The organism is Bradyrhizobium zhengyangense (assembly GCF_022012555.1).
GTDB lineage: Bacteria > Pseudomonadota > Alphaproteobacteria > Rhizobiales > Xanthobacteraceae > Bradyrhizobium > Bradyrhizobium zhengyangense.
The window spans coordinates 118,728-144,116 of sequence record NZ_JAKLTZ010000009.1 but is presented as its reverse complement, the minus strand read 5'-3'; the positions used below and the strand labels follow the sequence as shown (position 1 = coordinate 144,116).

Annotated in this window: 25 protein-coding genes; 14 read left to right on the top strand and 11 right to left on the bottom strand. The window is 59.1% G+C overall.

Annotated features, from left to right (window positions below; genetic code table 11):
• Window positions 1-605 precede the first annotated feature (605 nt).
• Entirely contained in the window at window positions 606-1,691 is a 1,086-nt protein-coding gene (locus L6639_RS29195; protein ID WP_128930203.1) for a TRAP transporter substrate-binding protein, read from the bottom strand.
• Window positions 1,692-1,779: 88 nt separating this feature from the next.
• Complete coding sequence (locus L6639_RS29190) at window positions 1,780-3,456, bottom strand: thiamine pyrophosphate-binding protein (RefSeq protein ID WP_164933594.1); 1,677 nt, start codon at window positions 3,454-3,456, stop codon at window positions 1,780-1,782.
• A 183-nt stretch (window positions 3,457-3,639) separates the two neighbouring features.
• Here L6639_RS29190 and L6639_RS29185 point away from each other — a divergent pair, with 183 nt between their 5' ends.
• The 3 genes from L6639_RS29185 (at window position 3,640) to L6639_RS29175 (ending at window position 7,690) form a co-directional block, all read left to right on the top strand.
• The gene (locus L6639_RS29185; RefSeq protein WP_128955150.1) at window positions 3,640-5,115 is read left to right on the top strand and encodes an aldehyde dehydrogenase; all 1,476 of its coding nucleotides are present in this window, start codon (window positions 3,640-3,642) and stop codon (window positions 5,113-5,115) included.
• Window positions 5,116-5,246: 131 nt separating this feature from the next.
• Window positions 5,247-6,617, top strand: a complete 1,371-nt coding sequence (locus L6639_RS29180) for an amidohydrolase family protein (protein ID WP_128930081.1) — start codon at window positions 5,247-5,249, stop codon at window positions 6,615-6,617.
• Between the two features lie 101 nt (window positions 6,618-6,718).
• The gene (locus L6639_RS29175; protein WP_164933595.1) at window positions 6,719-7,690 is read left to right on the top strand and encodes a Bug family tripartite tricarboxylate transporter substrate binding protein; all 972 of its coding nucleotides are present in this window, start codon (window positions 6,719-6,721) and stop codon (window positions 7,688-7,690) included.
• A 27-nt stretch (window positions 7,691-7,717) separates the two neighbouring features.
• Here L6639_RS29175 and L6639_RS29170 read toward each other — a convergent pair whose 3' ends face one another.
• Window positions 7,718-8,512 (bottom strand): GntR family transcriptional regulator, encoded by a 795-nt coding sequence (locus L6639_RS29170; protein WP_128930083.1) that lies wholly within the window; start codon window positions 8,510-8,512, stop codon window positions 7,718-7,720.
• 553 nt (window positions 8,513-9,065) lie between these two features.
• On the opposite strand from L6639_RS29170, the gene L6639_RS29165 reads away from it, so the two are divergent.
• Window positions 9,066-10,025: a LysR family transcriptional regulator gene (locus L6639_RS29165; protein WP_128930084.1), complete on the top strand. Its 960-nt coding sequence runs from the start codon at window positions 9,066-9,068 to the stop codon at window positions 10,023-10,025.
• Window positions 10,026-10,815: 790 nt separating this feature from the next.
• Here L6639_RS29165 and L6639_RS29160 read toward each other — a convergent pair.
• Window positions 10,816-11,343 carry a GNAT family N-acetyltransferase gene (locus L6639_RS29160; RefSeq protein WP_128930085.1) on the bottom strand — a complete coding sequence of 176 codons (528 nt, stop codon included), beginning with the start codon at window positions 11,341-11,343 and terminating at the stop codon, window positions 10,816-10,818.
• Entirely contained in the window at window positions 11,331-11,645 is a 315-nt protein-coding gene (locus L6639_RS29155; protein ID WP_128930086.1) for a type II toxin-antitoxin system TacA family antitoxin, read from the bottom strand. The genes L6639_RS29160 and L6639_RS29155 overlap by 13 nt, the downstream gene beginning before the upstream one ends.
• Before the next feature lie 421 nt (window positions 11,646-12,066).
• Here L6639_RS29155 and L6639_RS29150 point away from each other — a divergent pair, with 421 nt between their 5' ends.
• Window positions 12,067-12,354, top strand: coding sequence for a type II toxin-antitoxin system Y4mF family antitoxin (locus L6639_RS29150; RefSeq protein WP_128930087.1), 288 nt, complete (start codon window positions 12,067-12,069; stop codon window positions 12,352-12,354).
• A 9-nt stretch (window positions 12,355-12,363) separates the two neighbouring features.
• On the opposite strand, the gene L6639_RS29145 is transcribed toward L6639_RS29150, so the two are convergent.
• From L6639_RS29145 to L6639_RS29130, 4 genes are all read right to left on the bottom strand, one after another.
• Window positions 12,364-12,594: a hypothetical protein gene (locus L6639_RS29145; protein WP_188637393.1), complete on the bottom strand. Its 231-nt coding sequence runs from the start codon at window positions 12,592-12,594 to the stop codon at window positions 12,364-12,366.
• 37 nt (window positions 12,595-12,631) lie between these two features.
• Window positions 12,632-12,814: a hypothetical protein gene (locus tag L6639_RS29140; RefSeq protein ID WP_188637394.1), complete on the bottom strand. Its 183-nt coding sequence runs from the start codon at window positions 12,812-12,814 to the stop codon at window positions 12,632-12,634.
• A gap of 49 nt (window positions 12,815-12,863) precedes the next feature.
• Entirely contained in the window at window positions 12,864-13,094 is a 231-nt protein-coding gene (locus L6639_RS29135) for a hypothetical protein (RefSeq protein WP_188637395.1), read from the bottom strand.
• A gap of 209 nt (window positions 13,095-13,303) precedes the next feature.
• On the bottom strand, window positions 13,304-13,660 hold the full coding sequence (locus L6639_RS29130) for an XRE family transcriptional regulator (RefSeq protein ID WP_232995558.1): 357 nt from the start codon (window positions 13,658-13,660) through the stop codon (window positions 13,304-13,306).
• A 291-nt stretch (window positions 13,661-13,951) separates the two neighbouring features.
• Between L6639_RS29130 and L6639_RS29125 the strand changes: the two genes are divergently transcribed.
• From L6639_RS29125 to L6639_RS29090, 8 genes are all read left to right on the top strand, one after another.
• Entirely contained in the window at window positions 13,952-14,131 is a 180-nt protein-coding gene (locus tag L6639_RS29125) for a hypothetical protein (RefSeq protein ID WP_128930088.1), read from the top strand.
• Between the two features lie 612 nt (window positions 14,132-14,743).
• Complete coding sequence (locus tag L6639_RS29120) at window positions 14,744-16,807, top strand: hydantoinase/oxoprolinase family protein (protein ID WP_128930089.1); 2,064 nt, start codon at window positions 14,744-14,746, stop codon at window positions 16,805-16,807.
• Window positions 16,804-18,465 (top strand): hydantoinase B/oxoprolinase family protein, encoded by a 1,662-nt coding sequence (locus L6639_RS29115; RefSeq protein WP_128955152.1) that lies wholly within the window; start codon window positions 16,804-16,806, stop codon window positions 18,463-18,465. The genes L6639_RS29120 and L6639_RS29115 overlap by 4 nt, the downstream gene beginning before the upstream one ends.
• A gap of 14 nt (window positions 18,466-18,479) precedes the next feature.
• Window positions 18,480-18,839 (top strand): DUF4286 family protein, encoded by a 360-nt coding sequence (locus tag L6639_RS29110; RefSeq protein ID WP_128930091.1) that lies wholly within the window; start codon window positions 18,480-18,482, stop codon window positions 18,837-18,839.
• Window positions 18,840-18,922: 83 nt separating this feature from the next.
• Window positions 18,923-20,248, top strand: a complete 1,326-nt coding sequence (locus L6639_RS29105; protein ID WP_128930092.1) for an MFS transporter — start codon at window positions 18,923-18,925, stop codon at window positions 20,246-20,248.
• 71 nt (window positions 20,249-20,319) lie between these two features.
• Window positions 20,320-20,955 (top strand): RraA family protein, encoded by a 636-nt coding sequence (locus L6639_RS29100; protein ID WP_128930093.1) that lies wholly within the window; start codon window positions 20,320-20,322, stop codon window positions 20,953-20,955.
• Window positions 20,956-20,976: 21 nt separating this feature from the next.
• On the top strand, window positions 20,977-21,351 hold the full coding sequence (locus L6639_RS29095; protein ID WP_128930094.1) for a cupin domain-containing protein: 375 nt from the start codon (window positions 20,977-20,979) through the stop codon (window positions 21,349-21,351).
• 67 nt (window positions 21,352-21,418) lie between these two features.
• The gene (locus L6639_RS29090; RefSeq protein ID WP_128930095.1) at window positions 21,419-22,228 is read left to right on the top strand and encodes an alpha/beta fold hydrolase; all 810 of its coding nucleotides are present in this window, start codon (window positions 21,419-21,421) and stop codon (window positions 22,226-22,228) included.
• A gap of 73 nt (window positions 22,229-22,301) precedes the next feature.
• Here the strand turns inward: L6639_RS29090 and L6639_RS29085 are convergent, their stop codons facing one another.
• Window positions 22,302-23,249, bottom strand: coding sequence for an AEC family transporter (locus L6639_RS29085; RefSeq protein ID WP_128930096.1), 948 nt, complete (start codon window positions 23,247-23,249; stop codon window positions 22,302-22,304).
• Between the two features lie 337 nt (window positions 23,250-23,586).
• Window positions 23,587-24,078, bottom strand: coding sequence for a MarR family winged helix-turn-helix transcriptional regulator (locus L6639_RS29080; RefSeq protein WP_237864937.1), 492 nt, complete (start codon window positions 24,076-24,078; stop codon window positions 23,587-23,589).
• 89 nt (window positions 24,079-24,167) lie between these two features.
• Between L6639_RS29080 and L6639_RS29075 the strand changes: the two genes are divergently transcribed.
• Window positions 24,168-25,376, top strand: coding sequence for an ABC transporter substrate-binding protein (locus tag L6639_RS29075; RefSeq protein WP_128930098.1), 1,209 nt, complete (start codon window positions 24,168-24,170; stop codon window positions 25,374-25,376).
• Window positions 25,377-25,389: the final 13 nt, after the last annotated feature.

The following is a 25,389-nucleotide window of genomic DNA, read 5'->3' as shown; positions in this document are numbered from 1 at the left end:
GTTCTGATCTGCTCGGGTTCGGCGCACGAGCCACCGGTCTTGCGCGCCTTCTGCTCAATTCCTTCGCTCGGAATAGCGAAATTCACAGCGAGCAGATCATTGCCGTGCCTTCTTAAGTTACGCCTTGCTTGCGTATTCACGTGGAGCCAGCCCGGCAATTTGGCTATAAAATGCGGAAAGTCAGTCCCATGGGCGGGTGACAAGGTCTGCCGGAGTTGCCGCCCCGGCGCCGAGCGGTTTTGGCGGTCCCAATCCGTCCAACATGATTGCATCGCCTTCCGGCGGCACCAACCTACTCCGCATGCGCCGGCTCGGGCTGTCCTGTGTTCGTGCTGAATTCGTTACTGGGCGTCGTTGCCGAGTAAGAACTCTGCGGCGTAGCACTATATATATCGCGTCAGGGCCCAGAGTTGTGTTACCGCACACAGTTCGAGGGGATGACGGAGCGTGCGCGGTAAGACCCTCACGATCCATATTCGGCCGCAGCCAGTCCAAGAAGGATAGCCAGCACGAAACTTCTTGGGCATCGTTTGAACGCGGCTGCTGGAAGTCGCCTGAGTTGCCGATGCGAAGCGCGGGCCCCCGAGCCCTAGAGACCGATCCGGTCACGTCTTGTACAAGCTATACAGATTGGATTCGAAGCTCGCTTCTGCGACCCTGAACCAGGTCACGATGTCCTCACGAAACTTCAGCCATTCGCTGTAGATCTTGCGAAACTCGGCATTCTTCTCCGTCTCTTCGGCGTAGAGCGAGAATGCCGCGCGATAGCCGCCCTCCATGATCTCGCGCGAGAATGGCCTGAGCTCGGTGCCGTTTGCGATCAGCCGACGCAGCGGCGCCATGTTGCTGGCGTCGTAATGCGACAGCATGTCCCAGGAGGCCTCCGCGGCGGCCACCTCGAATGCCCGCTGATAATGAGCAGGCAAGGCCGACCAAGCCTTCGCTCCTACATAGAAGGCCAACTGCCCCGTGCAATCCCACCAGCCCGGGTAATAGTAATATTTTGCGACTTTGTTGAAGCCCAGCTTCTCGTCATCGTAGGGGCCGACCCATTCGACCGCGTCAATCGTGCCTCTTTCTAGTGCAGCATAGGTGTCGCCGCCGGCAATGTTCTGAGGAACGACGCCGAGGCGTGCGACCACGTCGCCCGCAATGCCGGGGATGCGCATCTTGAGGCCCTTCAGATCATTGAGCGTATTGACCTCGCGGCGAAACCAACCGCCCATCTGCACGCCCGTGCTGCCGCCGGGAAAGTTCACGACGCCGTAGGACTTGAAGAACTCCCTGAACAGTTCGAGCCCGCCGCCGCGATACATCCACGACAGATGCTGGCGTGGCGTCATTCCGAACGGCAGCCCGGTGTCGATCGCAAACGCCTTGTTCTTGCCGCTGTAGTAGATCGATGCCGTGTGTCCTATCTCGACCGTTTCGCTCTGCACGGCATCGAGTACCTGCAGGCCTGGCACGATTTCCCCGGGGCCGAACACCTGAATCTGGAAGCCGCCATCCGTCATCTCCTCGACGTGCTTGGCAAGGCGAACGGCGATACCGTGAATGGTGTCGAGGTTCTTGGGATAGCTGGACGCCAGGCGCCAGCGGATCGTGGCCTTTTGCGCTCGGACGACAGAGGGGGCGGTCAGCGGCAACAGGCCGACCGCGGCAACTCCAACAATAGCTCGACGGGTCTTCATGGTTCCACCCTGGTTCTTTATGATTGTTGATTGTCGTAGGTTGGATCGCTGACGGCGTGCCCGCTCCTCCGGCGCGCCGTCCGCCAATCTAGAGCTTCCGTTCCATCACGGCATCGAAATTGGTGACGGGCGGAAAGGCTTCCTTGTCGATGACGACGTCGATCACGAACGGATTGGATGCCTTCATTGCGACCGCCATGGCTGCCACAAATTCCTCGCGATTGGTGGCGCGTGCGCCCCTTGCACCCAGCGCGATTCCGGCCGCGGCGAAGTCGACGCGCCCGAAATCGTTCGCTTCCGCAACCACATTTCCCTTCCAGCGATATTTCTCGTGATATTCGAAGGCGAGCGCGCTGTTGTTCATGACGATGATCACGACCGGCAGCCTGTAGCGAACCGCCGTCTCGACATCAGCCAGGTGATAGCCGGCGCCGCCGTCGCCGGTAATGCATACCACCTTCTCCGATCGCGCGATCTGGACGCCGAGCGAGGCGGGGAGCGCCCAGCCGAGCGATCCGACTGCGCGGAAGAAGGCGTCGTAACGCAGCGTCGGGAACAGCACGCCGGTCCAGGCAGCCATGTAACCTGTGTCTGCGACCAGCGTGATCTCGCTGCCATAGCGGGAGAGCTCGTCGAGCACCGAAAGCGGGGAGAGGGCCGTGTTGCCACCTGACGCAGCGAGTTGTTCGCGGTGATTAGCTGTCCATTTATCAGTATCGCGGCGGCAGCGGTCCAGCCAGGCGGACGATGTCCGCAAATTCTGCTGTTTAACGAGGTCAAGTAGGTCGGTGAGGAAGATCTTGATGTCGGCGCGGACACCGAGGCGTGGCGCGTAGGTGTTAATGAGGGAAGCCGGATCATGGTCGATCTGGATCACGGTCGCCTTGCGGCTCGGCAAAGTGTAGCCGTTGGTTGCCAGTCCGCCCAATCGGGTCCCGAGAGCGAGGGCGCAATCGGCCTCTGCCACGAGCTTGTTGGCGCTCACCGAGGAATAGCGTCCGACGATGCCGCAGAAATTCGGGTGTGACGTCAGAATGGCCGGCTTGCCGCCAGCCGTGGCGACGATCGGGATGCCCGCAAGGTCCGACAGCAGTGCCAGTTCGGCCCACGCGCCGGCAAGCCGCACGCCCTCGCCGACAAACAGAACCGGGCGCTCCGCGCGCTTGAGGAGGTCGAGCGCCGTAGCAACCTCGGTGCCGAGCGCACGCACCTTGCTGGCGGCATTTGAGTAGGAACGTTCTAGCCGGTTCGCGGTTTGCGGGTCCCCGGGCAGCGCGAAGAAATTCTTCGGCACGTCGAGATGGGTGGGTCCGCATGTCGGTGTCGCCGCGATGTGAAGCGCCTGCGAGACGAGACTCCCTGTCATCTCAGGAGCGGCGACGGCACCGTTCCACTTCGTGACGGGCTGGAAAATGACATGTTGGTCGAGGTCCTGATACTCGTTCATGTGCAGGGCTTGCGTCGCGGTCGCTCCTGTCAGCGCGAATACCGGCGATTGGGCCCAGACGGCATCTGCCAGTGCGGCCGCGACGTTGGCGGCGCCGGGCCCGGCCTGCCCATAGGCCGGCGCGACGCGGCCGCTGGCGCGGGCATAACCGTCCGCCATGTAGACCGCGCTGGCCTCGCTGCGTGCGACCACCATTCGAATTCCGGCATCGCGAAGCGCGATCCACAACGGCTGGTCGCCGCCGGTGAGGAGGAAGAAGTTCTCGACACCGGCATGCTTTAGCGCAGCGGTGATGTCGGTGGCCACGTTGTTTGTCATTCTAGTCCTCCCCGCGCGGGTTCGTCGACCTGCAACGTCAATAAAGTATGTCATACCGTATTATTGCAAAAGATATTTTGTCAAACCTCCCTCAGGGCGCGTAGTAAGCAATAGCTTGACCTCACTAAAAGCCAATAATACGATATTATGATTCCAGATATTTATGCTGCAGGGAGGCGTTCCGTGAAGAAGTACCAGATGTATATCGGTGGAAAGTGGGAGGATCCGGCCTCGGGCGAGTGGTTCGAGACCATGAATCCCTACACCGCCGAGCCATGGGCGTTGATCCCGCGCGGCAATGCCGAGGATGCCGCGCGCGCAGTCCAGGCGGCGCATCGGGCGATGAATGTGGGGCCGTGGCCCAAGCTGAATGCAACGCAGCGCGGCGCGCTGATGCGCAAGCTGGGGGACCTGATCGCGGCGAATGCAGAGCGGCTCGCCGAGATCGAAGTGAGGGACAACGGCAAGCTGATCAGCGAGATGCGAGGGCAGCTCAATTACATTCCGCAATGGTACTATTACTTCGGCGGCCTCGCGGACAAGATTCAGGGCTCGGTCATCCCGATCGACAAGCCCAACATGTTCACCTACACCAAGCACGAGCCGGTCGGCGTCGTCGTCGGTATCATCCCCTGGAATTCGCCGTTGATGCTGGTCGCCTGGAAGCTTGCGCCGGCGCTGGCGGCCGGAAATACCGTGGTGCTCAAGCCCTCGGAATTCACCTCCGCATCGCTCCTCGAGATGATGGCGCTGGTGGAGGAGGCGGGCTTCCCCCCTGGGGTCATCAACGTGGTTACCGGCTTTGGCAATGAGGTCGGGCCGGCGCTGGTCGAGCATCCTCAGGTCGCCAAGGTCGCGTTCACCGGCTCCGATGCCACCGGCCAGAAGATCTACAAGGGCGCTGCGCGCGGCCTGAAACGCGTCAGCCTGGAGCTGGGCGGCAAGTCGCCCAATATCGTGTTCGACGACGCCAATCTCGACAATGCGGTCAACGGCGCCATTGCCGGAATCTTCGCGGCCGTCGGGCAGGCGTGCATCGCCGGTTCGCGAATGCTGGTACAGGAATCTGTCCACGACGCCTTCGTCGAAAAGCTCCTGAAGGCGGCGGCCACGATCAAGATGGGCGATCCAATGCAGAACGAAACACAGGTCGGGCCGGTCGCCAACCGGCCGCAGTTCGACAAGGTCCTCGCCTATATGGAGATCGGCAAGAAGGATGGCGCGCATCTGGCACTCGGAGGCGATCGTGCCCATCGGCCGGAATGCGGCAAGGGTCTCTTCGTCGAGCCCACGGTCTTCACCGGCGTCAAGAACAGCATGAGGATCGCGCAGGAGGAGGTGTTCGGCCCGATCCTGTCCGTGATCCCATTTCGCGATGAGGAGGAAGCCGTCGAGATCGGCAACGACATCCTCTTTGGTCTGGCCGCAGGCGTCTGGACGCAGAACATGAAGCGCGCCCATGTCATGGCTGACCGGCTAAAGGCCGGCATGGTCTGGGTCAATACCTACCGCACGGTGAGCTACATGGCCCCGTTCGGCGGTTACAAGCGCAGCGGTCTCGGTCGCGAAAACGGCATCGAGGCCATCAACGAATACATGCAGACCAAGACCGTCTGGATGAGCAGCGGCGACGAGCCCTATCCGTTCGTGCTGCGATAAATCGCTGAGTTAGGTGATCCAGGGCGCATCGTCTCGGGATCAATTGCTAATTGCTCGTAATATAGTACTATAAGATTTAATGGCCCCTGGGACCAACCCGTGGGGAACGAGGAAACAGGGAGGAGCGCCGCATGAGAGCCGCATCGGTCGTCATCTTGGCCATCGCGGGCCTGTGTCTATCGGGCATGCCGGGACAGGCGCAAACAAAGTCAGTCGTCCTGAAGGGAGCCACTCTGATCGACGGAGCGGGTGGAAAGCCGCTTCCCGATTCCGTCTTGGTCATTCGCGACGGACGCATCGCGGCCGTTGGGTCCGTAACGGCGGTGCCGGTGCCATCCGATGCCGATGTCGTTGACCTCAAGGGCAAGTCCATCATCCCCGGCATGATCTCGGATCATTCCCATGTGGGTATCGTCAGGGGCCTCAAGGCGAGTCCGGACAACTATAATCGCGACTACATCTTGTCCCAACTTCGACAGTGGGAGGCCTATGGCGTCACCACGATCACGTCGCTGGGCCTGAACGCACCTGAATTCTACGATCTGCGAGCGGATCTACATGCCGGCAAGGCGCCAGGGGCCGACATCTTTGGCGCCGACCGCGGCATTGGGGTTGCGATGGGAGCACCGCCCGTGGCGATCGTTCCCGTCGGCCCGAACCAGATCTATCGCCCGGATACGCCCGACGCAGCGCGCGAAGCGGTGAGGGAGATGGCGGGACGCAAGACCGACCTGATCAAGATCTGGCTTGACGACTTCGGCAAGCTGCTGCCAGTCAAAGTGAAGCCGGAGGTCTATACCGCCGCCGTCGACGAGGCCCACAAGAACGCGCTTCGGGTCGCCTTCCACATCAACGACCTCGAAGATGCTCAGGCCGCCCTGAAGGCCGGCGCTGACATTCTGGCGCACGGCATCCGTGACAAAGAGATCGATCCGCCGACGATCGAATTGATGAAGAAGAATGCCGCCTGGTACGTTCCCACCTTGGCGCTCGACGATTCAAATTTCATTTTTGCCGACAAGCCGCAGGTCTCGGCGGATCCGTTCGTGAACCGGGCACTGGATCCCGCCGTGAAGACGCAATTGGAGGATCCGGCTTGGCAGCAGAAGGTCCATGACGCACCAGCTTCCGAGCGCGCCCGCAAGGCGCTGGCGATGAACCAGAAGAACCTGATGACGCTTTACAAGGCAGGTATCGGCATCGGGTTCGGATCCGATTCCGGCGTGGGCCTGCGTTTCCCCGGCATTGCCGAACATCGTGAGCTCGATCTCATGGTTGAAGCCGGCCTCACGCCGATGCAGGCGCTGACCATCGCGACCAGCGGCGCGGCGAAGCTGCTCAAGCTGGATGACCGCGGTGTCCTGCTAGCTGGCAAGCTCGCCGATCTCGTCGTGCTCGACGCCGATCCATCGGCCGACATAGCCAACGTCCACAAGATCTCGGCGGTCTGGCACCGCGGAAAACCTGTTGCAGGGCCGATCGCAACGTTTGCGCAGCGATAAGGAGAATGGGCGGGGCCGGCGACGCTTGCATGCCGTCCTGGGCCACCCCCCGAACTGTTGGTCCGAAGTCTTGTTCTCGATCATCACCTCGGGAGAAACACATGGGACAACTGACACGACGTGCCGTGCTCGCCGGCGCACTCGCCACCCCCTTTGTTGCCAGGGCAGAGGACTGGCCTGCGGGTCAGATGAAGTTCATCATCCCGTTTCCTGCCGGCGGAACGCTGGACGCTATCGCCCGTCTGGTTCAGCCGGGTTTGCAGCAGAGACTGGGAACGACGATCATCATCGAAAACCGTCCGGGCGCAGCGGGCAGCATCGGCGCGGCGGCAGTGGCGAAGTCACCGCCAGATGGCCGCACGTGGCTGTTCGTATTCGATACTCACGCGACCAACCCGGTGACGCAGCCGAGCCTGCCATATAATTCCGAGACAGATCTGGATCCGGTCATGCTGGTCGGTACGGCGCCGAACATCATTGCCTGTCAGCCGTCACGCCCTTACCAGACTTTGGCTGAGTTGATCGCTGCGTCGAAAGCCAAGCAGGGCGGCTTCGCATTTGCGTCGGCTGGAACGGCGAGTCTTGGCCATCTCACGATGCTGCTGCTTGCCAAACGCTCCGGCGCGCAGTGGAGCCACGTTGCCTATAAGGGAGCAGCCCCCGCGGTGAACGACGCGATTGCGGGACATATTGACCTGATCATCGCAGCGACCACGGTGCTCAACAGCCAGATCGACGCCAAGTTGCTGCGCCCTCTCGCTCAGACCGGCGCAACACGCCACCCGACCCTTCCCGACGTACCGACGCTCGCCGAAAGCGGGTTTCCCGATCTCGTCGCGACGCCTTGGTGGGGACTGTATGCGCCCGGGAAGACGCCCAAACAGATCATCGCGCGTTTCAATACAGAGATGCGCGCGGTTCTGAAGGACGCCAGCGTGACGGGACGGATCAACGCGATGGGGCTGACGGTCGCTGCGAGCGATCCGGACTACATGCGCAACTTTTACGCGGAGCAGGCGCATATTTGGGGGCAGGTGGTTCGAGACAACGGTCTCCAGGCCGAGGGTGGATAGCAGATAGACCATCGCGCGGACCGGTTTTTACATCGTCACCCTACCGACCGGATTATTTGGTGCCGCGTCACGGCGCGGCCGTCCCCGCGGACGTTTCGCCCGAAGCGCGGCTTCCGCGTCCAGCGCGGCCTGGTGTTCCGCCGCCACCTCCAGCTGCTCCAGCACCTTGAGGGTTGCTCTCGCGCCCATGTTGACGTGATTGACGGCAGCCTGCCACGCCGCCTGCGGCTTCCGTGTGATGATCGCGTCGATTATCGCATGGACCTCGACAGCGTTTTCCTTCAGGCGTTCGGGCTGCGACAGAACAATGGGACGAAGATAGCTGAGACGTGCGCGAATGACGCTCACGAAGCCCTTGACGACGCTGTTGGCCGAAACGCTCATCAGGAATTCGTCGAGCTGATTCTTGCATTCGAGCACCTTAGCAACGCTACCTGATTTGAAGGCGCGGTCCAAATCTCGTTTGAGCCGGTGCAAGTCCTTGATTTCGCGCTCAGAGATCCGCTCGGCGGCGGTCCTTGCCGTCAGCCCTTCCAGCATACCCCTGACTTCATAGTGTTGCCGCGCCTCGTCGGGGGATACCCGCGCCACCACGGGTCCTTGATTGGGGATGTTGTCGACGATGCCCTCGGCCTCCAGTTGCCGCAGGGCTTCACGGACGGCAGTCCTACTGACGCCGGTCCATGCACACAGCTCGCCTTCCTTCAACCGCTCGCCTGGTTGAAAGCGGCCATCAATGATGGCGGTGCGCAGATTGCTTGCGACCTGTTGCCGGAGCGGTGCGGCCTTGGCCGGTACGCGCTGGACTTTGGAAACCTTCACGCAGTAATTCCTTGTACTAATTCGGTAATTGGTATCATACAATACTAGTTGATTATCCTGCTGCCTAGCTGCGATTTAGTCTCCTCAGGCTTGAGACGCTCGGACTGACATTGCCGAATATCCAACTTGCACTGGGCGAGAACGAGCCGCGGTCGAAAGAGTTGCCGCCGCACGCGCCTTGCCATCCTTGCTCACCAGGCGTCAAGGTCGGAAAGGGGTCCTGCGGATTGCGGCTCAACGAAGCACGTTCTCGCGGTCCTTTTCGCAGATCGCCGTTCAGGCCCCGCAGACCCATTCATACCTACGATGCCGGAGAGCTCGGCAGCCGCCGCCCTTGCGATGCGTTTGCCCAAGCTAGCTGGCGAATGGGCGAGGAAGAAACCAACGTCTACTGGTGCGCTCTGCCAGGCTCGCATAAGCTGAGTGGCTAACATGTGAGGGCCAAAAATTCATGCGGCAAGCTCGGTTTGACGGTTGGTTGCAGAGCTGTCGCGGTCCCGTCCGCACAAGCCGAACGGCATTTGCTATGTATCAATTCGCCCGTTCATAAGCCATGGACCTACGACAGCTTCGGTACTTCGTTTTCGTCGCGGATCTGAAGAGCATCGCCCGCGCTTCGGCTCACCTCGGCGTAGCAGGCCCTGCCATCAGCCGGTCAATCAGTGCTCTCGAAGACGAACTGCGAACGCCGCTGTTCGACCGAGACGGGAGAGGCATGCAGATGACGGAAGCAGGCCTCATGCTGCACCGAAGCGCATCCCAAATCCTGCGCGACGTGGAGCTTGTTCGTCAGGAGGTCATGGCCGAAGGAAAACACCTGACCGGCGACGTGATTATCGGAGCCACGCCGTCGGTTATCGCCATGGCGGGAGCGGAGCTCATCAGGGCCTGTCGCGAACGTCTGCCTCGCGTTCGTCCGCGCTTACTTGAGGGATATAGCGCTTATTTGCAAAACTGGGTGCTGACCGGCTCGATCGATGTCGCATTAGTCAACGGCCTTCAGCCAGATAGCCCGCGCCTCGTCAGTGAGTGCCTTGCCGTCGAGCGGCTGTTCGCCATCGGGCCACCAGGGATGTTCGCTGGCGATCCGGTCGGCCTTGCGAGCCTCCTTGAACATGCTCTGCTGCTTCCGTCGGCTCAAAATCCGATCCGAAGTTTGCTGGATGCGGGCGCCGCTGGCCTCAATCTCTCCGTATCCACGGTGCTGGAGATCGATTCCGTTACCCTTCTGAAAGACCTCGTGCGACAGGGCCTTGCTCCCGCTGTCCTCCCCTTCGGCGCTGTCAAATACGAGCTCGAGACTGGCGTCTTGAGCGCCAGCCCCATTGTCACCCCCGAAATCAGAAGCGATCTGGACCTCATTTACCTTGCCGATCGTCCGCCAACGCGAGTGGCATCCGAGGTGATCGACATGCTTCTGGAAATCCTACGCCAGATCGTTTCCAAAAAGGAGCCGAATGGTTTCGTCGAGATCCGGCATCGCGCCAGCGTCCGCCGCAAGGCAAAGACGTAGCCAAATCGCCGACAGCCAGAAGCGCGTGCCCACATAGCTCGATAGTGTCCACTGCTCGTAAAGGCCGGTGCGCAACACTCGAAACGAGGCAATGGTACCGGAGCCAAAGGCCATCATGGGTGTTAAGCGCTGGCGACTTCGCAATGAAGGCGTGATCCCTTTGTCGGCCTAACTGTTTCTGCGCGTTTGAGATGGGGCGTCTGAGGTTGACCTTCGCCAAACCGTCGCACGGATTCCGGCCGCCGTGAACGGCAGCAACTCCAGCCAAGGCTCAATTTCCCAGACCGTGATCTTCACTGGCCTTTCCGCGTCGGAATTGTGGGGCAGGCAGGGGTCAATGTCGATTTCACCAAGCGTAAGTTTCATGTTCATGAGCGCGCCGACGAATACAATCAGCTCGGCCGCCCGAAATCAGGCTCGGAGGAGCGTTCGTCCCATTGCCGCCGATCGCATTCAATGCGTTGCGTGAATGGAGGCTGCAATGTCCCAAGCCCGATCTCGGATCGGTGTTTCCAGTCCGGTGAAGGACGTCGAGATCGTCACCCGCGATTACATGGTCAAACGGGGCCCTGTGACCGGTGCAAATCGCCGCCGGTATCACCAAGTTAGGTAAGGCTCCAACGAGAAGGCCATGGACGCCGCAAAATATCCGGGCTTCACTCTCTTTCGGCACTTCTTTGCGAGCTGATATATAAACCGCAAGGTTGATGGCGGGCTTGAATTGCGGCGCCTAAGGTGGTCCAGGAGCGGCTCGGCCATTCGGTACTGGGGCAGTTGGATTGTGACGCCATTAGAGTGCGTCGATGGCAGTTTCGATAGGGAGGAAAAATGTTCGGGACCCAATCGGACTTTCTATGAATTCCGCTTCTTTCCAAAAAGCGGCAGCCTTCTCATCGATCGCGTGTACCAGGATGGCGCGAATACCGATCGTTTCAGATGCGTGAACGATTTGGTGGAGGGCATGTTGAAGCAGGTCTTGGCCGAGCCCCTTGCCCTTGTAGGTAAGATCTCGCGCCAAGCGGCCTATAATGGCTACAGGTACGGGATTTGGGAGTCCGTGCCTTTTTATGGGCGGCTTGGGAATTGCAGCCCTCTCAACACTTCCAGAGGCGATGCAGTAGTAGCCTACGACCGAATTGCCCTCGCAAACAACATAGGTGCGAGCAGTCTTGCCCTCGCTGTCGAGGGCGCGATTCTTCAACCAATCGGTCAGGGCTTCATTACCGCAATCAAAGCGGCTAAAGTCATGCGTCGGCTTGAGAAGCGTGGGGGAGGTTATGCCCGCACGCTTCCTCGGATGTTCGATTACTTCTGCCAAAGCGGCTTACGCTTCATCAGTGCCTTCAACTTGGTCCCGGCCGGAGGCGGGTTATCAAGTGCATTCAAGAAGGCATCGTGCTTCTCTGGATCAAGGACAAATAACCTTTGGTCCAAAAGCACATCGATGGCATGTTGCCGCGCACTATCCAGCATGAATTCGCTAAGCGTCTTGCCCACCGCCACTGCAGCGGTATCGATCAAGTGCTTTACCTGTGCGGTAGCGCGAATGTGGATATTGGTTTCGCTCCGGACGCGGCGCGACCTTACTCGCGCCGCAGGGCGCTGTAGTGCTGCTTCCATTGCGGTTACTCCTCACTTCTTATGAAGCGTTATATTGCATTCGTGTACACAATGTCAACACGGTTCGAATGGTTCCGAAGAAACTATCCAAAAAAGGGCCGAAGAGGACATAAGTGACCAATGGATCAACCGAAACGTTCACATAACCCAACTTAACTCCCCAAGTCGATTCTCAACGGGCGAGGTCCCTGGCAACGGTCGGAAAACCAAAAGCGGAAAAAACCCAGCTGCGGTCGAGCGGGGTCGCCGCTTGCTTGGTCAATGCCAAACTAAGCCGCTGTCGGCGTCTCAAATGATTGGACATCCCGGCGCAGATGTCGTCGATCGGCGACATTCTAAAATGTTGTCAAACGCTGACATTTCCGATTGTCAGCGAACGGCGACACGGTAATGTAAGCGATCGCTGACATTTGGATGTTCCATGCTCACACGTACCGCAGCCGATCTTGGCGCCGTCATCCGCGACCGGCGCAAGCGCCTCAAGCTCGATCAGTCGACGCTAGCTAAACAGGTTGGTGTCAGTCGCCAATGGATCATCGAAGTCGAGCATGGCCACCAGCGCGCAGAACTCGGGCTCATCCTTCGCGTCCTTGATGCTCTCGGCATCAAGCTCGATGCAGACAGCAATCTCTCCTCGGGCCACGCCGCCCCGAAGTCCGCCGTCGATCTGGATGCCATTGTGGCGAAAGCCAAGAAAGGCAAGCCATAATGGCCGAGCTCATTGCACTCCTTGAACGAAGTCGGTCGCGTCCGTAGTGATGCACGCGGCCGGCTGATCGTCGACGTTGGAAATCAGTGCATTGAACGTCATGCGTCGAAAAAGTTCTTTCGCATCCTTTCCCGGCTCCTCCGTGACCCGGCGCATCTCTTCCGCCATCAACACATAGGACCAGCGATCGCGCATCTCGACGGCTTCATCAGCTCGCAAACCGGTTAGCCCGCTGATCATCCGCGAACGCAAATATCCCTTGCCCGTCTACGTGCGATCAAAGCGCTTGACGAGAAGAACGTCCTTCGCTGCAAACCTTGGCCAACTCGAGCATCGCGCGTTCGACGCGAGTGTTGTTCCAGCGGTCGTCCGGACGATTGAACTTTGCGATCCAGAATCCGTGGTCATCTTCGACGACAGCTTTCGGACGGGCTCCGCCCATGGAGGTGCCGAGCAGCATCCAGTCTCGAACCTGGGCGCCTTCCTCGGTTTTACATCTTCCTAGAGCATCAAGGCTTCGGCGATTTCCTGAAGCTTTGCAAGTTCGAGCGTCTTGTTGAATTTGCGACGTGGTGCCGGAGGTTGTTGACCAAGTCCAAACCAAGCGCCCCTACGCCGTCGTCGGCTGAATTCAGCAGATAGTCGAGTTCGCCAAGCTGGGGAACCCCGGCATGCTTCTCGATGACGCGGCGACCCCAATAGTCCGAGCTTGCATCGCGTAACGCGCCAAAGACCGCCATTCAGTCGGCCTGTTTCGTAAGTCTCATCCGATAATTCAAGCTCGATAGGATCAATCGCGACCGCATCTCCGTTTGAGAGGTACAACTTGCCGTAGACGAAGCGAGCCAATGCATTGCCACGGCGATCCTTAGCGAGCTAGAATCGGGCCGGCGGTTATCGGTTCGGTCTGACACGGCAGCGTGATGTAGACGAAGCATTCGGTGTTGCTTTAGAAGTCATTGTCGAGCCCTCCGGACTTGCGCGCCCGCTTGCGTTCCCGCGTCGCTTGCAGAGCAATCCCTTCCCTGTCCTTTGAGGGGTCAGCGAGTTCTTCGAGGGGCTGGAGCATATCGTAGAGCCACAGCAGCCCGGCATACACCACGATACCCGTCGATGCTTTGCCCTTTTCGGCGTCCATAACAGCGCGCACGCCCGTTCCAATTCTGCTGGCTGCGTCCTGCATGGTCATGTTGCGGCGGATGCGTGCAGTACGCAGATCCGCTCCCAATTGCGTGAGCGTCCGTGACACCGGGTAAGGGGGCGCCTTTTGAAGTTTGTTGGTTGCTACCATGCTCTTGAAGGCCATTAAGCAGATTATTATGCTCTTAAGAGCATACAGCAATTTCCTGCAGTTTGCCATATTTTGCTTTTAAGAGCGCTTTATGTGCGATAATTTGCTCTCAAGAGCACTTATTCCATTTTCTAGTGCCGTAAATATATCAACGGGATATGTAACCAAAATATGCAGCTATTAGTTGTGAAAGTTCCTATGATAATCTATTTGGGAAGCTCTTTGACTCGTCAGGGGCAGCCATTTGGGACCAGCACCGAGGGTGCCGCCAGTCACGACTAACCAGGCGGGTCGGAATCCAGAAACATGTCTGGAGCCAACAACGAACAGCTTCGTCCGCCGCCGAGCTGGGACAAATTCGAGGAAATCTGCGCGGATCATTTTTCGCGCATCTGCAAGGACAACCAACACGACCGTGCCGGGCAAGGCAACTCGGCGTCGATGACTACGGCAAGGATAGCGGAGCTGATGCGAGATGAAGCGTGAGTTGACCTCCGAGATCGTCACGCGCGTTGTCAAGGAGGTGCGAAGCACTAATGTTGTTGCTGGTCCCAGCCCTGCGCAGGCACCGACCGGTCGGTCTGATCCACTGGACAACGGCTGACGGAAGCGCTCGAGCGCGACTACGCTGCGCGTTGCGAACCCCTTCTCCAGCAATCGGTCTTTCCCGAACTCCACAAACGAGACGAGCTCCCGCCGCTCCTTCCGATTTGCTGGAAACGAAAGGCAGGCCGCGTACGCTTCTCCCGGCACAGACGCTCGCGTCCGTGAATCAGTCGCAGAGATCCAGGCTTCGCCATCGTCTCCGGATCTCTCGCGAAATACGGCCTTGCTGACTTTGTCGCGTGACAGATTGGCCCTCCCAGGCTTGTCACCGTACGCATCAAGACTCTGGAGAAGAGGCTGCTTAGATGGGCACGGAACGGGAGGAACTCTTCTCACACGATGATCAAGAAGGGGGCGTCGGGCACGCCGCCGCCGCAGCAGGCAGCCGCGGGCGGAGGACTAATGCTCCCTTAAAGCTGGATTGCCCAAACGGTAATTCGGCTGTCACCCCATAGTCGCTAATCCTACCAAATCCTGAATTTGGAGGAGCGGATGCGTTTAGGCGCCGATATTGGGGGAACTTTCACAGATATCGTCCTGGTCGACGATGAGACCGGTTTATTTCGGCTCGGTAAGGTCCTGACAACTCCAGATCAGCCTGACAATGGCGTAATCAATGGAATTAAGCAGGTCATCAACGGTGATGCAGGCCAAGTTTCGCATGTTGTGCATGGGACGACGCTTTTCACCAACGCGCTGATCGAGAGAAAGGGGGCGCTGACCGCTCTCGTCACGACCCGCGGATTCCGCGATGCCGTCGAAATTGCGCGCGAGCACCGCTACGACATGTACGACCTTCGGCTGCGTCGTCCCGCCCCGATTGCCCGGCGGCGTCACCGGTTTGAGATTGCCGAGCGAATTCTGTCGGATGGAACAATCCGCCAGGCCCCCAACGAAGACGACGTCGCGCGCATCGCCGAGGAGATGCGCAGAATAGGCATCGAAGCGGTTGCCGTCAGTCTCATCAACGCCTACGTTTGTCCGGATCACGAGCGCATCGTTGGCCGCATCCTACGGGAAAAGCTCCCCGGCGTTGCGATAACTCTCTCCAGCGACATCTCCCCGGAAATCAGGGAATTCGAGCGTTCGACGACGGCGCTCTGCAATGTCTATGTCAAGAGCATCGCCGAGAAATATCTGACGCGGCTCGAAGCGCGTACGCGCGACGAGCTCAGCGATGCAGCCGGTCTTTATGTGATGCAATCGAATGGCGGTCTGCTCACCGCCAGCCAAGCCATCGAAGCGCCGATCCGTCTTGTTGAGTCGGGACCTGCGGCCGGCGCGTTGGCTGCGGCACATTATGCCAAGTCACTCGGACTTTCAGACGTGCTCTCTTTTGACATGGGCGGCACCACCGCCAAGGCCTGCCTCATCGTCGATGGCGAGCCTCTGCTGGCCCCGGAATTCGAGGTCGATCGGCAATATCAGTTCAAGAAAGGCAGCGGTCTCCCAGTCAAGGTGCCCGTCATCGAAATGATCGAGATCGGCACGGGCGGCGGTTCGATCGCGCAGATCGATGCACTCGGCCGCCTCAAGGTCGGGCCGCATAGCGCCGGATCCGTGCCAGGACCTGCCTGCTACGGGGCGGGCGGGGAACGACCAACGGTCACTGATGCCGATCTGCTGCTCGGTTACCTCAATGCAGGCTTCTTCCTCGGCGGAGATATGAAGCTCGACAAGACCGCCGCAGAACGTGCCATTAACGAACAAGTCGGGGCCTCGCTTGATCTCGACACGATAGCCGCAGCCTGGGGAATCCATCAACTGGCAAACGAAGCAATGGCTTCTGCTGCACGCATCCACGCCATCGAGCGGGGGCGCACCATTTCCCAGTTTCCGATGTTTGCGTTTGGTGGCGCGGGGCCGGTTCACGCCTACGGCGTCGCGCGCGTCCTGAAGTTGCCGAAGATCATCTATCCGTTCGGTGCGGGCGTCATGTCGGCCGTCGGCTTCCTCACCGCGCCACTGGCATTTGACTTTGTGCGATCAAGCCCGGCACGGCTGGAACAACTGGATTGGGGCGCAGTCAATCGGTCTCTCAAAGAAATGGAGGAGGAGGGGCGAAGCCGTCTTGCTCATTCAATGGGTGATCGAGAGGTCTCGTTCCGTCGCTGGGCCGATATGCGCTACCGCAAGCAAGGCTTTGACATCCGTGTGCCGATTCCCTCCGGTAAACTTGGGCCAGACAGCATCGCGGAAATCACCGCTTCGTTCGAGCGGGTCTACACCGAACTCTACGGACATACCGTACCCAACACGCCAATCGACGTGATGTCATGGCGAGTGGTCGCATCGGGGCCCAAGCCTGACTTCAAGCTACCGGTCAATACGTCGAAGTCCGACGGTCCACTCAAGGGCTCCAGAAAGATCTACGTCCCTGACGCAGGACTCATCGACGTGCCGGTCTACGACCGTTATCGCCTTGGAGCCGGTGATCGCCTGCAGGGGCCAGCCATCATCGAAGAACGTGAATCGACCGTTGTTATCAACGGACCCGGCGAAATTAGCGTCGATCAGAACCGTAATCTCATTGTCGATCTCGAGGTGGCCCGATGAGCGCCAAGGAACTGGACCCCATTACGCTCGATATCATGTGGGGGCGGCTCATTGCCGCCGTGAACGAGCAGGCCGCGGCCCTGATGCGTTCGTCCTTTACGTCCATCGTCCGGGACGCCGAAGACCTTTCTGCGTGCGTGTTCGATCGCCGCGGCCGGATGGTGGCCCAATCGGTCACGGGCTCGCCGGGGCACATCAATTCCATGGCGACAGGAATGGAACACATCTTGAAGACGTTTCCGCTGGATACGCTCCAGCCCGGGGACGTCATCATCACGAATGATCCTTGGATTACGGTCTCTCAGCTTCACGACATCACGATTGCAACGCCCGTATTCCACAATGGGCGAGTCGTTGCGCTTTTTGCAAACTGCTGTCACGCGCTCGATATCGGCGGCAGGGGGCTGTCGTGTGATGCCCGCTCCGTCTATGAGGAGGGTCTCTTCATCCCGATCATGAAGTTGCATTCGAAAGGAGAACCCGTCGAAGCCGTTTATCGGCTGATCGCGGCCAACGTGCGGACCCCCGATGAAGTGATTGGCGATATTCATGCACAGATCACCGCGAACGAAGTCGGAGCAAAGCAGCTCAAGTCTTTCCTCGAAGAGTTCGATCTTGCGGATATCGAAGGGGTGGCAGACGCCATCGTCGCGCGCACCGAAAGGGCGATGAGAGCCGCCATTACGGCTCTGCCCAACGGATCGCATCCGTTCAAGATCACCATTGACGGGTTCGACAAGCCGATCGAGATTCAGGCCAAGGTCACTATCAAGGACGATGAGGTCATCGTCGACTATGAAGGGTCTTCCTCAACGGTTGATCTCGGTATCAACGTCGGTTTCAATTATACCGTTGCTTACACCACCTATGGCGTGAAGTGCGCAATTGCGCCAGACGTGCCCAATAACGCCGGTTCGTTCACGCCGATACGCACGATCGCCGCCGTCGGGTCAATCCTCAACGCTCAGCATCCTGCTGCCGTCGCTGGCCGTCATACGGTCGGTCACTTCCTCCCTTCAGCCATCATGGGCGCGTTGTCAGGTATCCTGCCGGATAAGGTGATGGCACCCGGCGCCGACAGTCTCTGGAATACGCATATCAGCGGCTTCGATAAGCGCGACAATCAGTTCTTCTCGTACACTTGGTTCTCTACCGGCGGAACTGGCGCCCTCAAGGGACTCGATGGCCTCTCGGCCACCTCCTATCCAAGCGGTGTCGCCGGTGTGCCCGTGGAAATCATCGAAGCTTTGACGCCTCTGGTCGTACGGCAAAGAGCGCTTCGACCTGACTCCGGCGGAGCCGGCGAACATCGTGGTGGCTTGGGCCAGACAATGGAAGTCGAGGTTCTGACCGAGAAGCCCTATCTCTTCTCAGGCATGTACGATCGATGTCACTATCCAGCACCAGGTTTGTACGATGGCAAATCCGGCGCGACCGGTTCGATCGCCAGTTCGAATGGCGAGGAGGTCCGCCCCAAGCTGAGCCGCATGTTGCCGCCAGATACGGTTTTAACGCTCTCGCTACCCGGCGGCGGCGGATTCGGTGACGTTAAACGTCGGGACCGGGAGGCGATCCTCAACGACGTGCTGGACGGTTACGTAACGCCGGAGGCGGCGAAACGTGACTACGGCTTTGAATACACTCCTCCTCACAAGTAGCAACGGAGCGCTTGATGCCGATCCAATCCCGCTTTGTCCTGATTGCTTCAATGGACGTCGATCCTGCGCACGAAGATCTCTTCAACGAGGTGTACGATGGGGAACATGTCCCGCATCTCCTGAAAGTGCCAGGGGTTCACAGCGTTACGCGCGTCAAAGGAGTTCCCTTCGCGTTCGCCATTGCCAACGGCATCAAGGATATGCCGGCGCCCAAGCCGATCTATACGGCCATTTATGAGATTGACCATCCGGACGTCTTGAAGAGCGCCGAATGGGCAAAGGCAGTCGAGGCGGGCAGATGGGCAAGCGAAGTGAGGCCGCATACCCGCAATAGGCACCACGCTGTCTATCAGAGGCAATCCACTAGCCCATAGAGCACAATCACCAATCAAACGTCGTGACGCTTGCCGGGGCGCCAACGACGGGCAGATCAAATGATAACGCGCAGGAGATAGGGATGACGACAAGCGCAGAGACGACATTGACGCCGCAGCTCGACACTGTCGGCCCAAGCACGGCAGGAAAGATGACGCGGCTTGCACTCGCCAGCATGGTGGGTACCTCGCTGGAATGGTACGAGTTCGTAATCTACAATTCCATGGCAGCTCTGATCTTCAATAAGCTCTTTTTCCCGTCATTTGATCCGATTGTCGGTACAATTCTTGCGTTTTCGACTTATGCCGTAGGTTACATCTCGCGTCCCATCGGCGGAATTATCTTCGGTCGCCTCGGAGATAAGGTCGGGCGTCGTGCCGTCCTCGTCTATACGCTCGCTTTGATGGGCATTTCTACCCTGGCGATGGGCTTGCTGCCTACGTACGGGAGCATCGGAATCGCCGCGCCCCTGCTGCTCGTTAGTCTCAGGACCATTCAGGGCATCGCGCTCGGTGGCGAGTGGGCTGGCGCCATCCTTCTTTCCGTGGAGCATGGCAAGCCACAAAATCGCGGGCTCAATGCGTCGTGGACGCAAGTCGGCCCCTCTGCCGGTACTCTTCTCGCCGCAGGGGCCATCGCCGTCACGACGACGCTGCTGAATGAGGCCGATTTCCTGTCCTGGGGCTGGCGCCTTCCGTTTCTGGCCAGCACCGTGCTGGTGTTCTTCGGATTCTGGATCCGCTGGAGCGTTGAGGAAACACCCCACTTCCATCAGCTGCAGGCCGGCCATGCGACGACCAAGGCGCCGGTTGCCGAGGTCCTGAGGGACCATTGGCGCAACCTGTTAGTGGCCGGTAGCGTTCGAATCGGTTCGGACGTGGTGTATGGACTGCTTGCCGTATTCACCTTGACGTATGTCACTCAGAAGCTGGGTTTGAGCCGCACATTGGCCCTGACCGCTGTTCTGATCGGCGCCGGCGTGCATGCCATATCCGTTCCCCTGCTTGCGGCGCTCTCTGACCGGATTGGTCGACGCACTGTCTATGGGCTCGGTGCTCTGGCATCTATCATCGGCAGCTTCCTCCTGTTCGGCTTGTTCGATACAAAATCACCAGCCATCATCATTGCCGCAGTTTCAGTCGGCATGGTGTTTCAAGCCGCGATGTTTGGTCCGCAAGGTGCTTTCGTCACTGAGCAGTTTCCAACACGTGTGCGATACACGGGGTCCTCGCTCGCCTACACCTTCGCAGGTGTCCTCGGTGGCGGTTTTGCCCCGCTGATCTTCGCCACCTTGTTGAGAGAGTATCCCGACACGTATGCGATTCCAGCCTACGTGACCGGAGCCCTCGTCATCACGCTCATTGCTTTGTTGGCAGCAACGGAAAAAGCCGGCCGCGAGATCGATTAGCCACCTTGTGCGATTTGGCGCCGCACATTTGCGATGCGGCGCCAGATCGCCGGATTGACCGGATGTGAACCATGAACGTCAAAACCGCGCTTGCCAGCGTGCCAAAGCCGCCTTCCGCTCTCATTGAAGCCTTCAAAGATGCCCCCACTTCGGTCATCTCGGACAATCTCGACCGATTGGCGGGTGCTGTTGGCTTGAGGCCATTCCATCGTTCCGGACGGTTGGTCGGAACGGCTTTCACCGTGCGGACGCGTCCTGGAGACAACCTCGCAATTCACAAGGCGCTTGAACTGGTCGGCCCCGGGGATGTCATCGTCGTGGACGGAGGCGGCGACGAGACGCGGGCACTGGTGGGTGAGATCATGAAGAATATCGCAGAAGAGAGGGGAGCTGCCGGCTATGTAATCGACGGCGCCATCCGAGACGTCGCGGCCTTCAGCGGTTCGGATTTCCCCTGCTTTGCCCGCGCAGTGACCCACCGCGGCCCCTATAAAAGTGGCCCAGGCTGCATCAACGTGCCAGTGTCGATCGGTGGGTCACCGATCGCCCCTGGCGACATCGTCGTTGGCGATGAGGATGGCGTTGTATCCTTTCCGGCCGCGATGGCAGATTCCCTGATTGAGGCTGTTCGTGCCCAGATCGCGCGCGAAGAGGAGACCATGAAGGCTATTCGCGAGGGGCGTTACGAGGGCTCTTACGGACGGTAGTAACCAGAACCAGAGGACGACATGACTGACCAGAAAAAGGAATTTCACAATCTTGATACACCGGATGACGGCTTGCTTCGCGAGCTGGCGCCCGGACTCACCACGCGCATCTTTTCGGGCGAACACGCGATGCTCTCGGTGGTGAGCTTCGCACCGCACGCCGAAGGCGTGCTCCATCATCATCCTGAGGAACAATGGGGCGTGCTGCTGGACGGCACTGCCATTAGGATTCAGGGAGGGGAGGAGATCCCTGTGCGCAAGGGCGACTTCTGGCGTACGCCCGGCAACGTCCCTCACACCATGCGAGCTGGTCCCGAGGGCGCCCGTGTGCTCGACATCTTCAGCCCACCCCGGCCCGAATATAAGAAGCCGGGATCCGGGTTCGGACAGACTTAGCCAGTGGCCTGGCTCTTGCTGCAAAGCGAGAGCCAGCTTTGCCCGTTAACGCTTCAAAGGGAAAGCCGTGCCGGAAAACCGTGAACTGGCCTTGGTTCGGTTGCCGTCACAAGTTGATGGCGTCGAATTGAACCTGTCAGCGATTCATCGCGCCGGAAAAGCGGCGCCAATCGTCTTCCTGCACGGCTTCGGATCTACCAAAGAAGACTACGCTGACATCGTGCGCCACGAAGCTCTCGCGGCGCATCCGTTTCTCGCCTATGACGCACCGGGTTGCGGAGAGACGTATTGCGCGGATCTATCAGACATTTCAATTCCGTTCTTGTTAAAGACTGCGCAGCGCGTAATCGAGCATTTTAAGCTCGACCGATTTCATCTCGTTGGCCACTCCATGGGTGGTCTGACGGCACTTCTGCTCGCGCACAAGTATCCCCAACACGTACTCAGCTTCGTCAATATCGAGGGAAACATTGCGCCCGAGGACTGCTTCCTCAGCAGGCAGATCTTGCAATTTCCGGAGCAGAACGTGGAGCGGTTCTTCGCCGATTTTATCGACCGAACCCGGCATATGCCAGCCTATGCCAGCGCGCTCTACGCTTCCAGTCTTCATCACAAAGTGAGGGCGGCTGCGGTACCTGGAATATTCCGCTCGATGGTCGATCTGTCGGACAGTGGAAAGTTGATGCAAAAGTTTATCGGCCTTCGCTGCCCGAAGATGTTCATGTACGGCGAACAGAATGCGACGTTATCCTATCTCGGCCTGCTTCGCACAAATGGCGTACGCCTTACCGAGATTCCGGCGTGCGGCCATTTCCCGATGTATTCCAATCCGATCGCCATGTGGACGCAAATTGCAGCGTTCCTGGCTGACGTTTAGAGGTCCCGGCGATCGCTAAAGCGCTCACCGAGGCTGTGCGCAATGAGGCCTTCGGCGGCTGAACGCGGGGTTGCTATTCGAGTGGATTCATCAGCAAGATCGTAATGAGCAAAGGAAGCGTCACTGCCGACAAAAGCGTGCCTAAAGCAACCGCAGCAGACGTTGAGTTCGCCAGCAATTTGTACTGCGTGGCGAACAGGTACGCATTGGCCCCTGCCGGCATGGCCGCAAATAGAACGATGACGTCGCCAACCAAGGGCGGCAGATGTAGAACGGGAAAGGCCAGCGTCCAGGCAACAAGGGGCATGATGATGAGCTTCAGAAAGCACATGACCGCGAGGCTCAGTGCTTCTCCGCGGAGTTCGAATCGCATAAGGCCGACCCCCAGCGCGATCAGAGCTGCCGGAGACCCGGCTTGAGCGAGTTGCTCGCAAGTCCGATCTACCAGCGAATTCAGTCCTGCCCCGGTCATTCGCCAAAAGAAGCCAGCTGCAATCGCGATTATGATCGGATTGCGCAAAAGATCTAACAGGAGGCGAAGCACAAGTGCCCAAATCGAGGCGCCATCTTTCCGCTCGATCCAGGCGATCTGAAGTGTTCCGCTGAGCCATAACAACGGTGTGTTAATGGCAAGGATCAGCGCCATTGGCCCCGCCGCCTTCGGACCGAACGCCGTGAGCGCGAGCGGAATACCGAGCATCGCTATGTTGCCGTACACAGCGCTCGTGGCTGCGACAACGCCGGCCGCGGGCGTCACGCGAAGCAGGCGTGCCGACAGAGCTAGAGCGGCGATCCAGGTGAGGGCGACAGCGCCATAGTAGGCGCCCCATGCCAGCAAAGGATTCATAGCAGGAAATTGCGAGATGACGATGGTCCGGAAGAGAAGCGCTGGTATTGCAATCGAGAATGCGAACTCGGAAATGCCCTTCTGCGCACCTTCTGAAACCAGTCCGCTAACAGCTGCGGCGTAGCCCACAGCAATGAGCCCAAAGGTCGGAGCAACGATCGCAAGTACATTCATATCGGGGTTGACGAGCAGACTGATTGTGATGCCGACGATTAGTCCAGACCGGCGCCGCGGTCCACCCGAAATTCAATAGGCAGTCTGTTTGAATTTCGATGAAGCGCAGCGAGCGAAAAAGCGGTGAGGTGCACCTCGCTCTCGACCGCCTGGCACGCGGCTTCGTTCCAGCAGCAGACTAACTTCGATGTCGAGGCGCATGCGCATCAGCTCGCGCTAAGGCCAGTCGTGGCATCCTGGTGAACTTGGCGCGAGGATGCGCGCGCATCAGCCGCCTGATTGCGAATGGCCAATGTCTTCTCCTTGTAAACGATACGGTCAAGATTTGATTAAGAGTCTAAAAGGGGCAGATCCGATTTAGCAGGCCGATCAAAGTGGATCGCTCCGTTTCATTAAGGGGAGCAAGCATTCGGCGGTTATAGGGCGCCGTGAGCCGGACGGCGTCCCTCATCAATTTCTCGCCTTTCGACGTCAATGTGATCTCAATCGCACGCCGGTCGATTTTGGACCGGCTTCGCTTCACCAGACCCGCGTCCTCGAGCTGGTGCAGAATTTTTGTCAAATTCGGGAGTTGAAGCCGCAACAGTGCTGCGATGCTACTCGGAACGACCCCCGGGTTGTCCCGCACCAGCATGAGGATTGCGTAGGTCGCAGGCGTCAGTCCGAGCTCGGCGAAGGTCTCATAGAAGCCGTCGAAGAACTTCAACTGGATCAATCGGATCACGAAGCCCGGGACGTTGCGAAGTGCGGCCAAATCGAGCTGCTTCTCTGCCGCCGTTGTTGCTATTGTCATTAGCTCCCCTGGGTCATCCACGTTCGCATCTATCATGACGCATGCCGAATTGACATCGCCCAATATACTTATAAAATATAAGTATTATGCGGCTGAGACCGCAACGGTAGCCGGGAGGAGTATCCATGAGGGTGACAAGCCTATTGGCGACGTGCGTCTCCTTGCTTGCGCTGATTTGCGGATCGGCCGATGCGCAGGAAACGGTGAAGCTCGGCGTTCTCAATGACCAGTCCGGAGCATTTGCAAGCTATCAGGGCATTGGGTCCGTCATCGCGGCTCAATTGGCTGTCGAGGATTATGGCGGAAAGGCTGGCGGCAGGCAGGTCGAAGTCGTCAGTGCGGATCACCAGAACAAGTCGGACACCGGCGTCAACATCGCGCGTCGCTGGTATGAGAATGAGGGCGTCGATGCAATCTTCGACGTCCCCAACTCGGCGATTGCGCTGGCAGTCGCGGGGATGAGCGCCGAAAAGAACAAGGTGTTCGTCGGCTCTGGCGCCGGTACGGCATTGTTGACTGGAGAAAAGTGTACGCCGAATACGGTGCACTGGACTTACGACACCTATGCTTATGGCCGCGGGCTCGGCAAGACCATCGTCGAGCAGGGCGGCAAAAAGTGGTTCTTCATCACGGCCGATTATGCCTTCGGCCACGATCTGGAGAAGCAGGCGTCCGAATCGGTCAAGGCATCCGGGGGACAGGTCCTCGGAGCCGTCCGTCATCCCCTCGGGACGGCCGACTTCGCCTCGTTCCTGCTGCAGGCGCAGGCTTCCGGCGCCGACATCATCGGTATCGCCAACGCCGGCGACGATACGATCACTTCGATGAAGCAGGCCGCCGAGTTCGGCCTGACCAAAGATCACAAACTGGTCGGTCTGATTCTGGGCATGAACGGCATTCCGTCTCTCGGGCTGCAATTCGCCCAAGGCGCCCAAATCATGAATCCGTTCTACTGGGACCTCAACGAGGCCACCCGGTCCTTCGCCAAGCGCTTCTCGGAGCGCATCCCATCCAAGGCCTATCCCAACGACATGCAAGCCGGCGTCTACGCTGGCGTCATTCACTACCTGAAGGCCGTCGACAAGGTCGGTGGCGCGAAAGACGGTAGGGCGGTCGTTGCCGCCATGAAGGAGCTTCCGACCGACGATTCCTTGTTCGGCAAAGGTTTCATCCGCAAGGACGGACGTAAGATCCATCCGCTCTATCTCCTCCAGGTCAAATCGCCCGACCAGTCGAAATCCAAGTGGGACCTCCTGAAGGTTGTCGGGATCATCAAGGGCGAAGATGCCTTCAGACCCGAGAACGAGGGCAATTGTCCTCTCAGCAAACAATAAGTCGAGGGGCCGC

What these genes read in the sequence shown, in the direction of transcription:
- L6639_RS29195 (WP_128930203.1), bottom strand. Translation starts at nt 1,691, where the DNA reads ATGAAGACCCGTCGAGCTATTGTTGGAGTTGCCGCGGTCGGCCTGTTG.
- L6639_RS29190 (WP_164933594.1), bottom strand. Translation starts at nt 3,456, where the DNA reads ATGACAAACAACGTGGCCACCGACATCACCGCTGCGCTAAAGCATGCC.
- L6639_RS29180 (WP_128930081.1), top strand. Translation starts at nt 5,247, where the DNA reads ATGAGAGCCGCATCGGTCGTCATCTTGGCCATCGCGGGCCTGTGTCTA.
- L6639_RS29175 (WP_164933595.1), top strand. Translation starts at nt 6,719, where the DNA reads ATGGGACAACTGACACGACGTGCCGTGCTCGCCGGCGCACTCGCCACC.
- L6639_RS29165 (WP_128930084.1), top strand. Translation starts at nt 9,066, where the DNA reads ATGGACCTACGACAGCTTCGGTACTTCGTTTTCGTCGCGGATCTGAAG.
- L6639_RS29155 (WP_128930086.1), bottom strand. Translation starts at nt 11,645, where the DNA reads ATGGAAGCAGCACTACAGCGCCCTGCGGCGCGAGTAAGGTCGCGCCGC.
- L6639_RS29150 (WP_128930087.1), top strand. Translation starts at nt 12,067, where the DNA reads ATGCTCACACGTACCGCAGCCGATCTTGGCGCCGTCATCCGCGACCGG.
- L6639_RS29145 (WP_188637393.1), bottom strand. Translation starts at nt 12,594, where the DNA reads ATGATCAGCGGGCTAACCGGTTTGCGAGCTGATGAAGCCGTCGAGATG.
- L6639_RS29140 (WP_188637394.1), bottom strand. Translation starts at nt 12,814, where the DNA reads ATGCTGCTCGGCACCTCCATGGGCGGAGCCCGTCCGAAAGCTGTCGTC.
- L6639_RS29135 (WP_188637395.1), bottom strand. Translation starts at nt 13,094, where the DNA reads ATGGCGGTCTTTGGCGCGTTACGCGATGCAAGCTCGGACTATTGGGGT.
- L6639_RS29130 (WP_232995558.1), bottom strand. Translation starts at nt 13,660, where the DNA reads ATGGCCTTCAAGAGCATGGTAGCAACCAACAAACTTCAAAAGGCGCCC.
- L6639_RS29125 (WP_128930088.1), top strand. Translation starts at nt 13,952, where the DNA reads ATGTCTGGAGCCAACAACGAACAGCTTCGTCCGCCGCCGAGCTGGGAC.
- L6639_RS29120 (WP_128930089.1), top strand. Translation starts at nt 14,744, where the DNA reads ATGCGTTTAGGCGCCGATATTGGGGGAACTTTCACAGATATCGTCCTG.
- L6639_RS29115 (WP_128955152.1), top strand. Translation starts at nt 16,804, where the DNA reads ATGAGCGCCAAGGAACTGGACCCCATTACGCTCGATATCATGTGGGGG.
- L6639_RS29110 (WP_128930091.1), top strand. Translation starts at nt 18,480, where the DNA reads ATGCCGATCCAATCCCGCTTTGTCCTGATTGCTTCAATGGACGTCGAT.
- L6639_RS29105 (WP_128930092.1), top strand. Translation starts at nt 18,923, where the DNA reads ATGACGACAAGCGCAGAGACGACATTGACGCCGCAGCTCGACACTGTC.
- L6639_RS29100 (WP_128930093.1), top strand. Translation starts at nt 20,320, where the DNA reads ATGAACGTCAAAACCGCGCTTGCCAGCGTGCCAAAGCCGCCTTCCGCT.
- L6639_RS29095 (WP_128930094.1), top strand. Translation starts at nt 20,977, where the DNA reads ATGACTGACCAGAAAAAGGAATTTCACAATCTTGATACACCGGATGAC.
- L6639_RS29085 (WP_128930096.1), bottom strand. Translation starts at nt 23,249, where the DNA reads ATGAATGTACTTGCGATCGTTGCTCCGACCTTTGGGCTCATTGCTGTG.
- L6639_RS29080 (WP_237864937.1), bottom strand. Translation starts at nt 24,078, where the DNA reads ATGATAGATGCGAACGTGGATGACCCAGGGGAGCTAATGACAATAGCA.
- L6639_RS29075 (WP_128930098.1), top strand. Translation starts at nt 24,168, where the DNA reads ATGAGGGTGACAAGCCTATTGGCGACGTGCGTCTCCTTGCTTGCGCTG.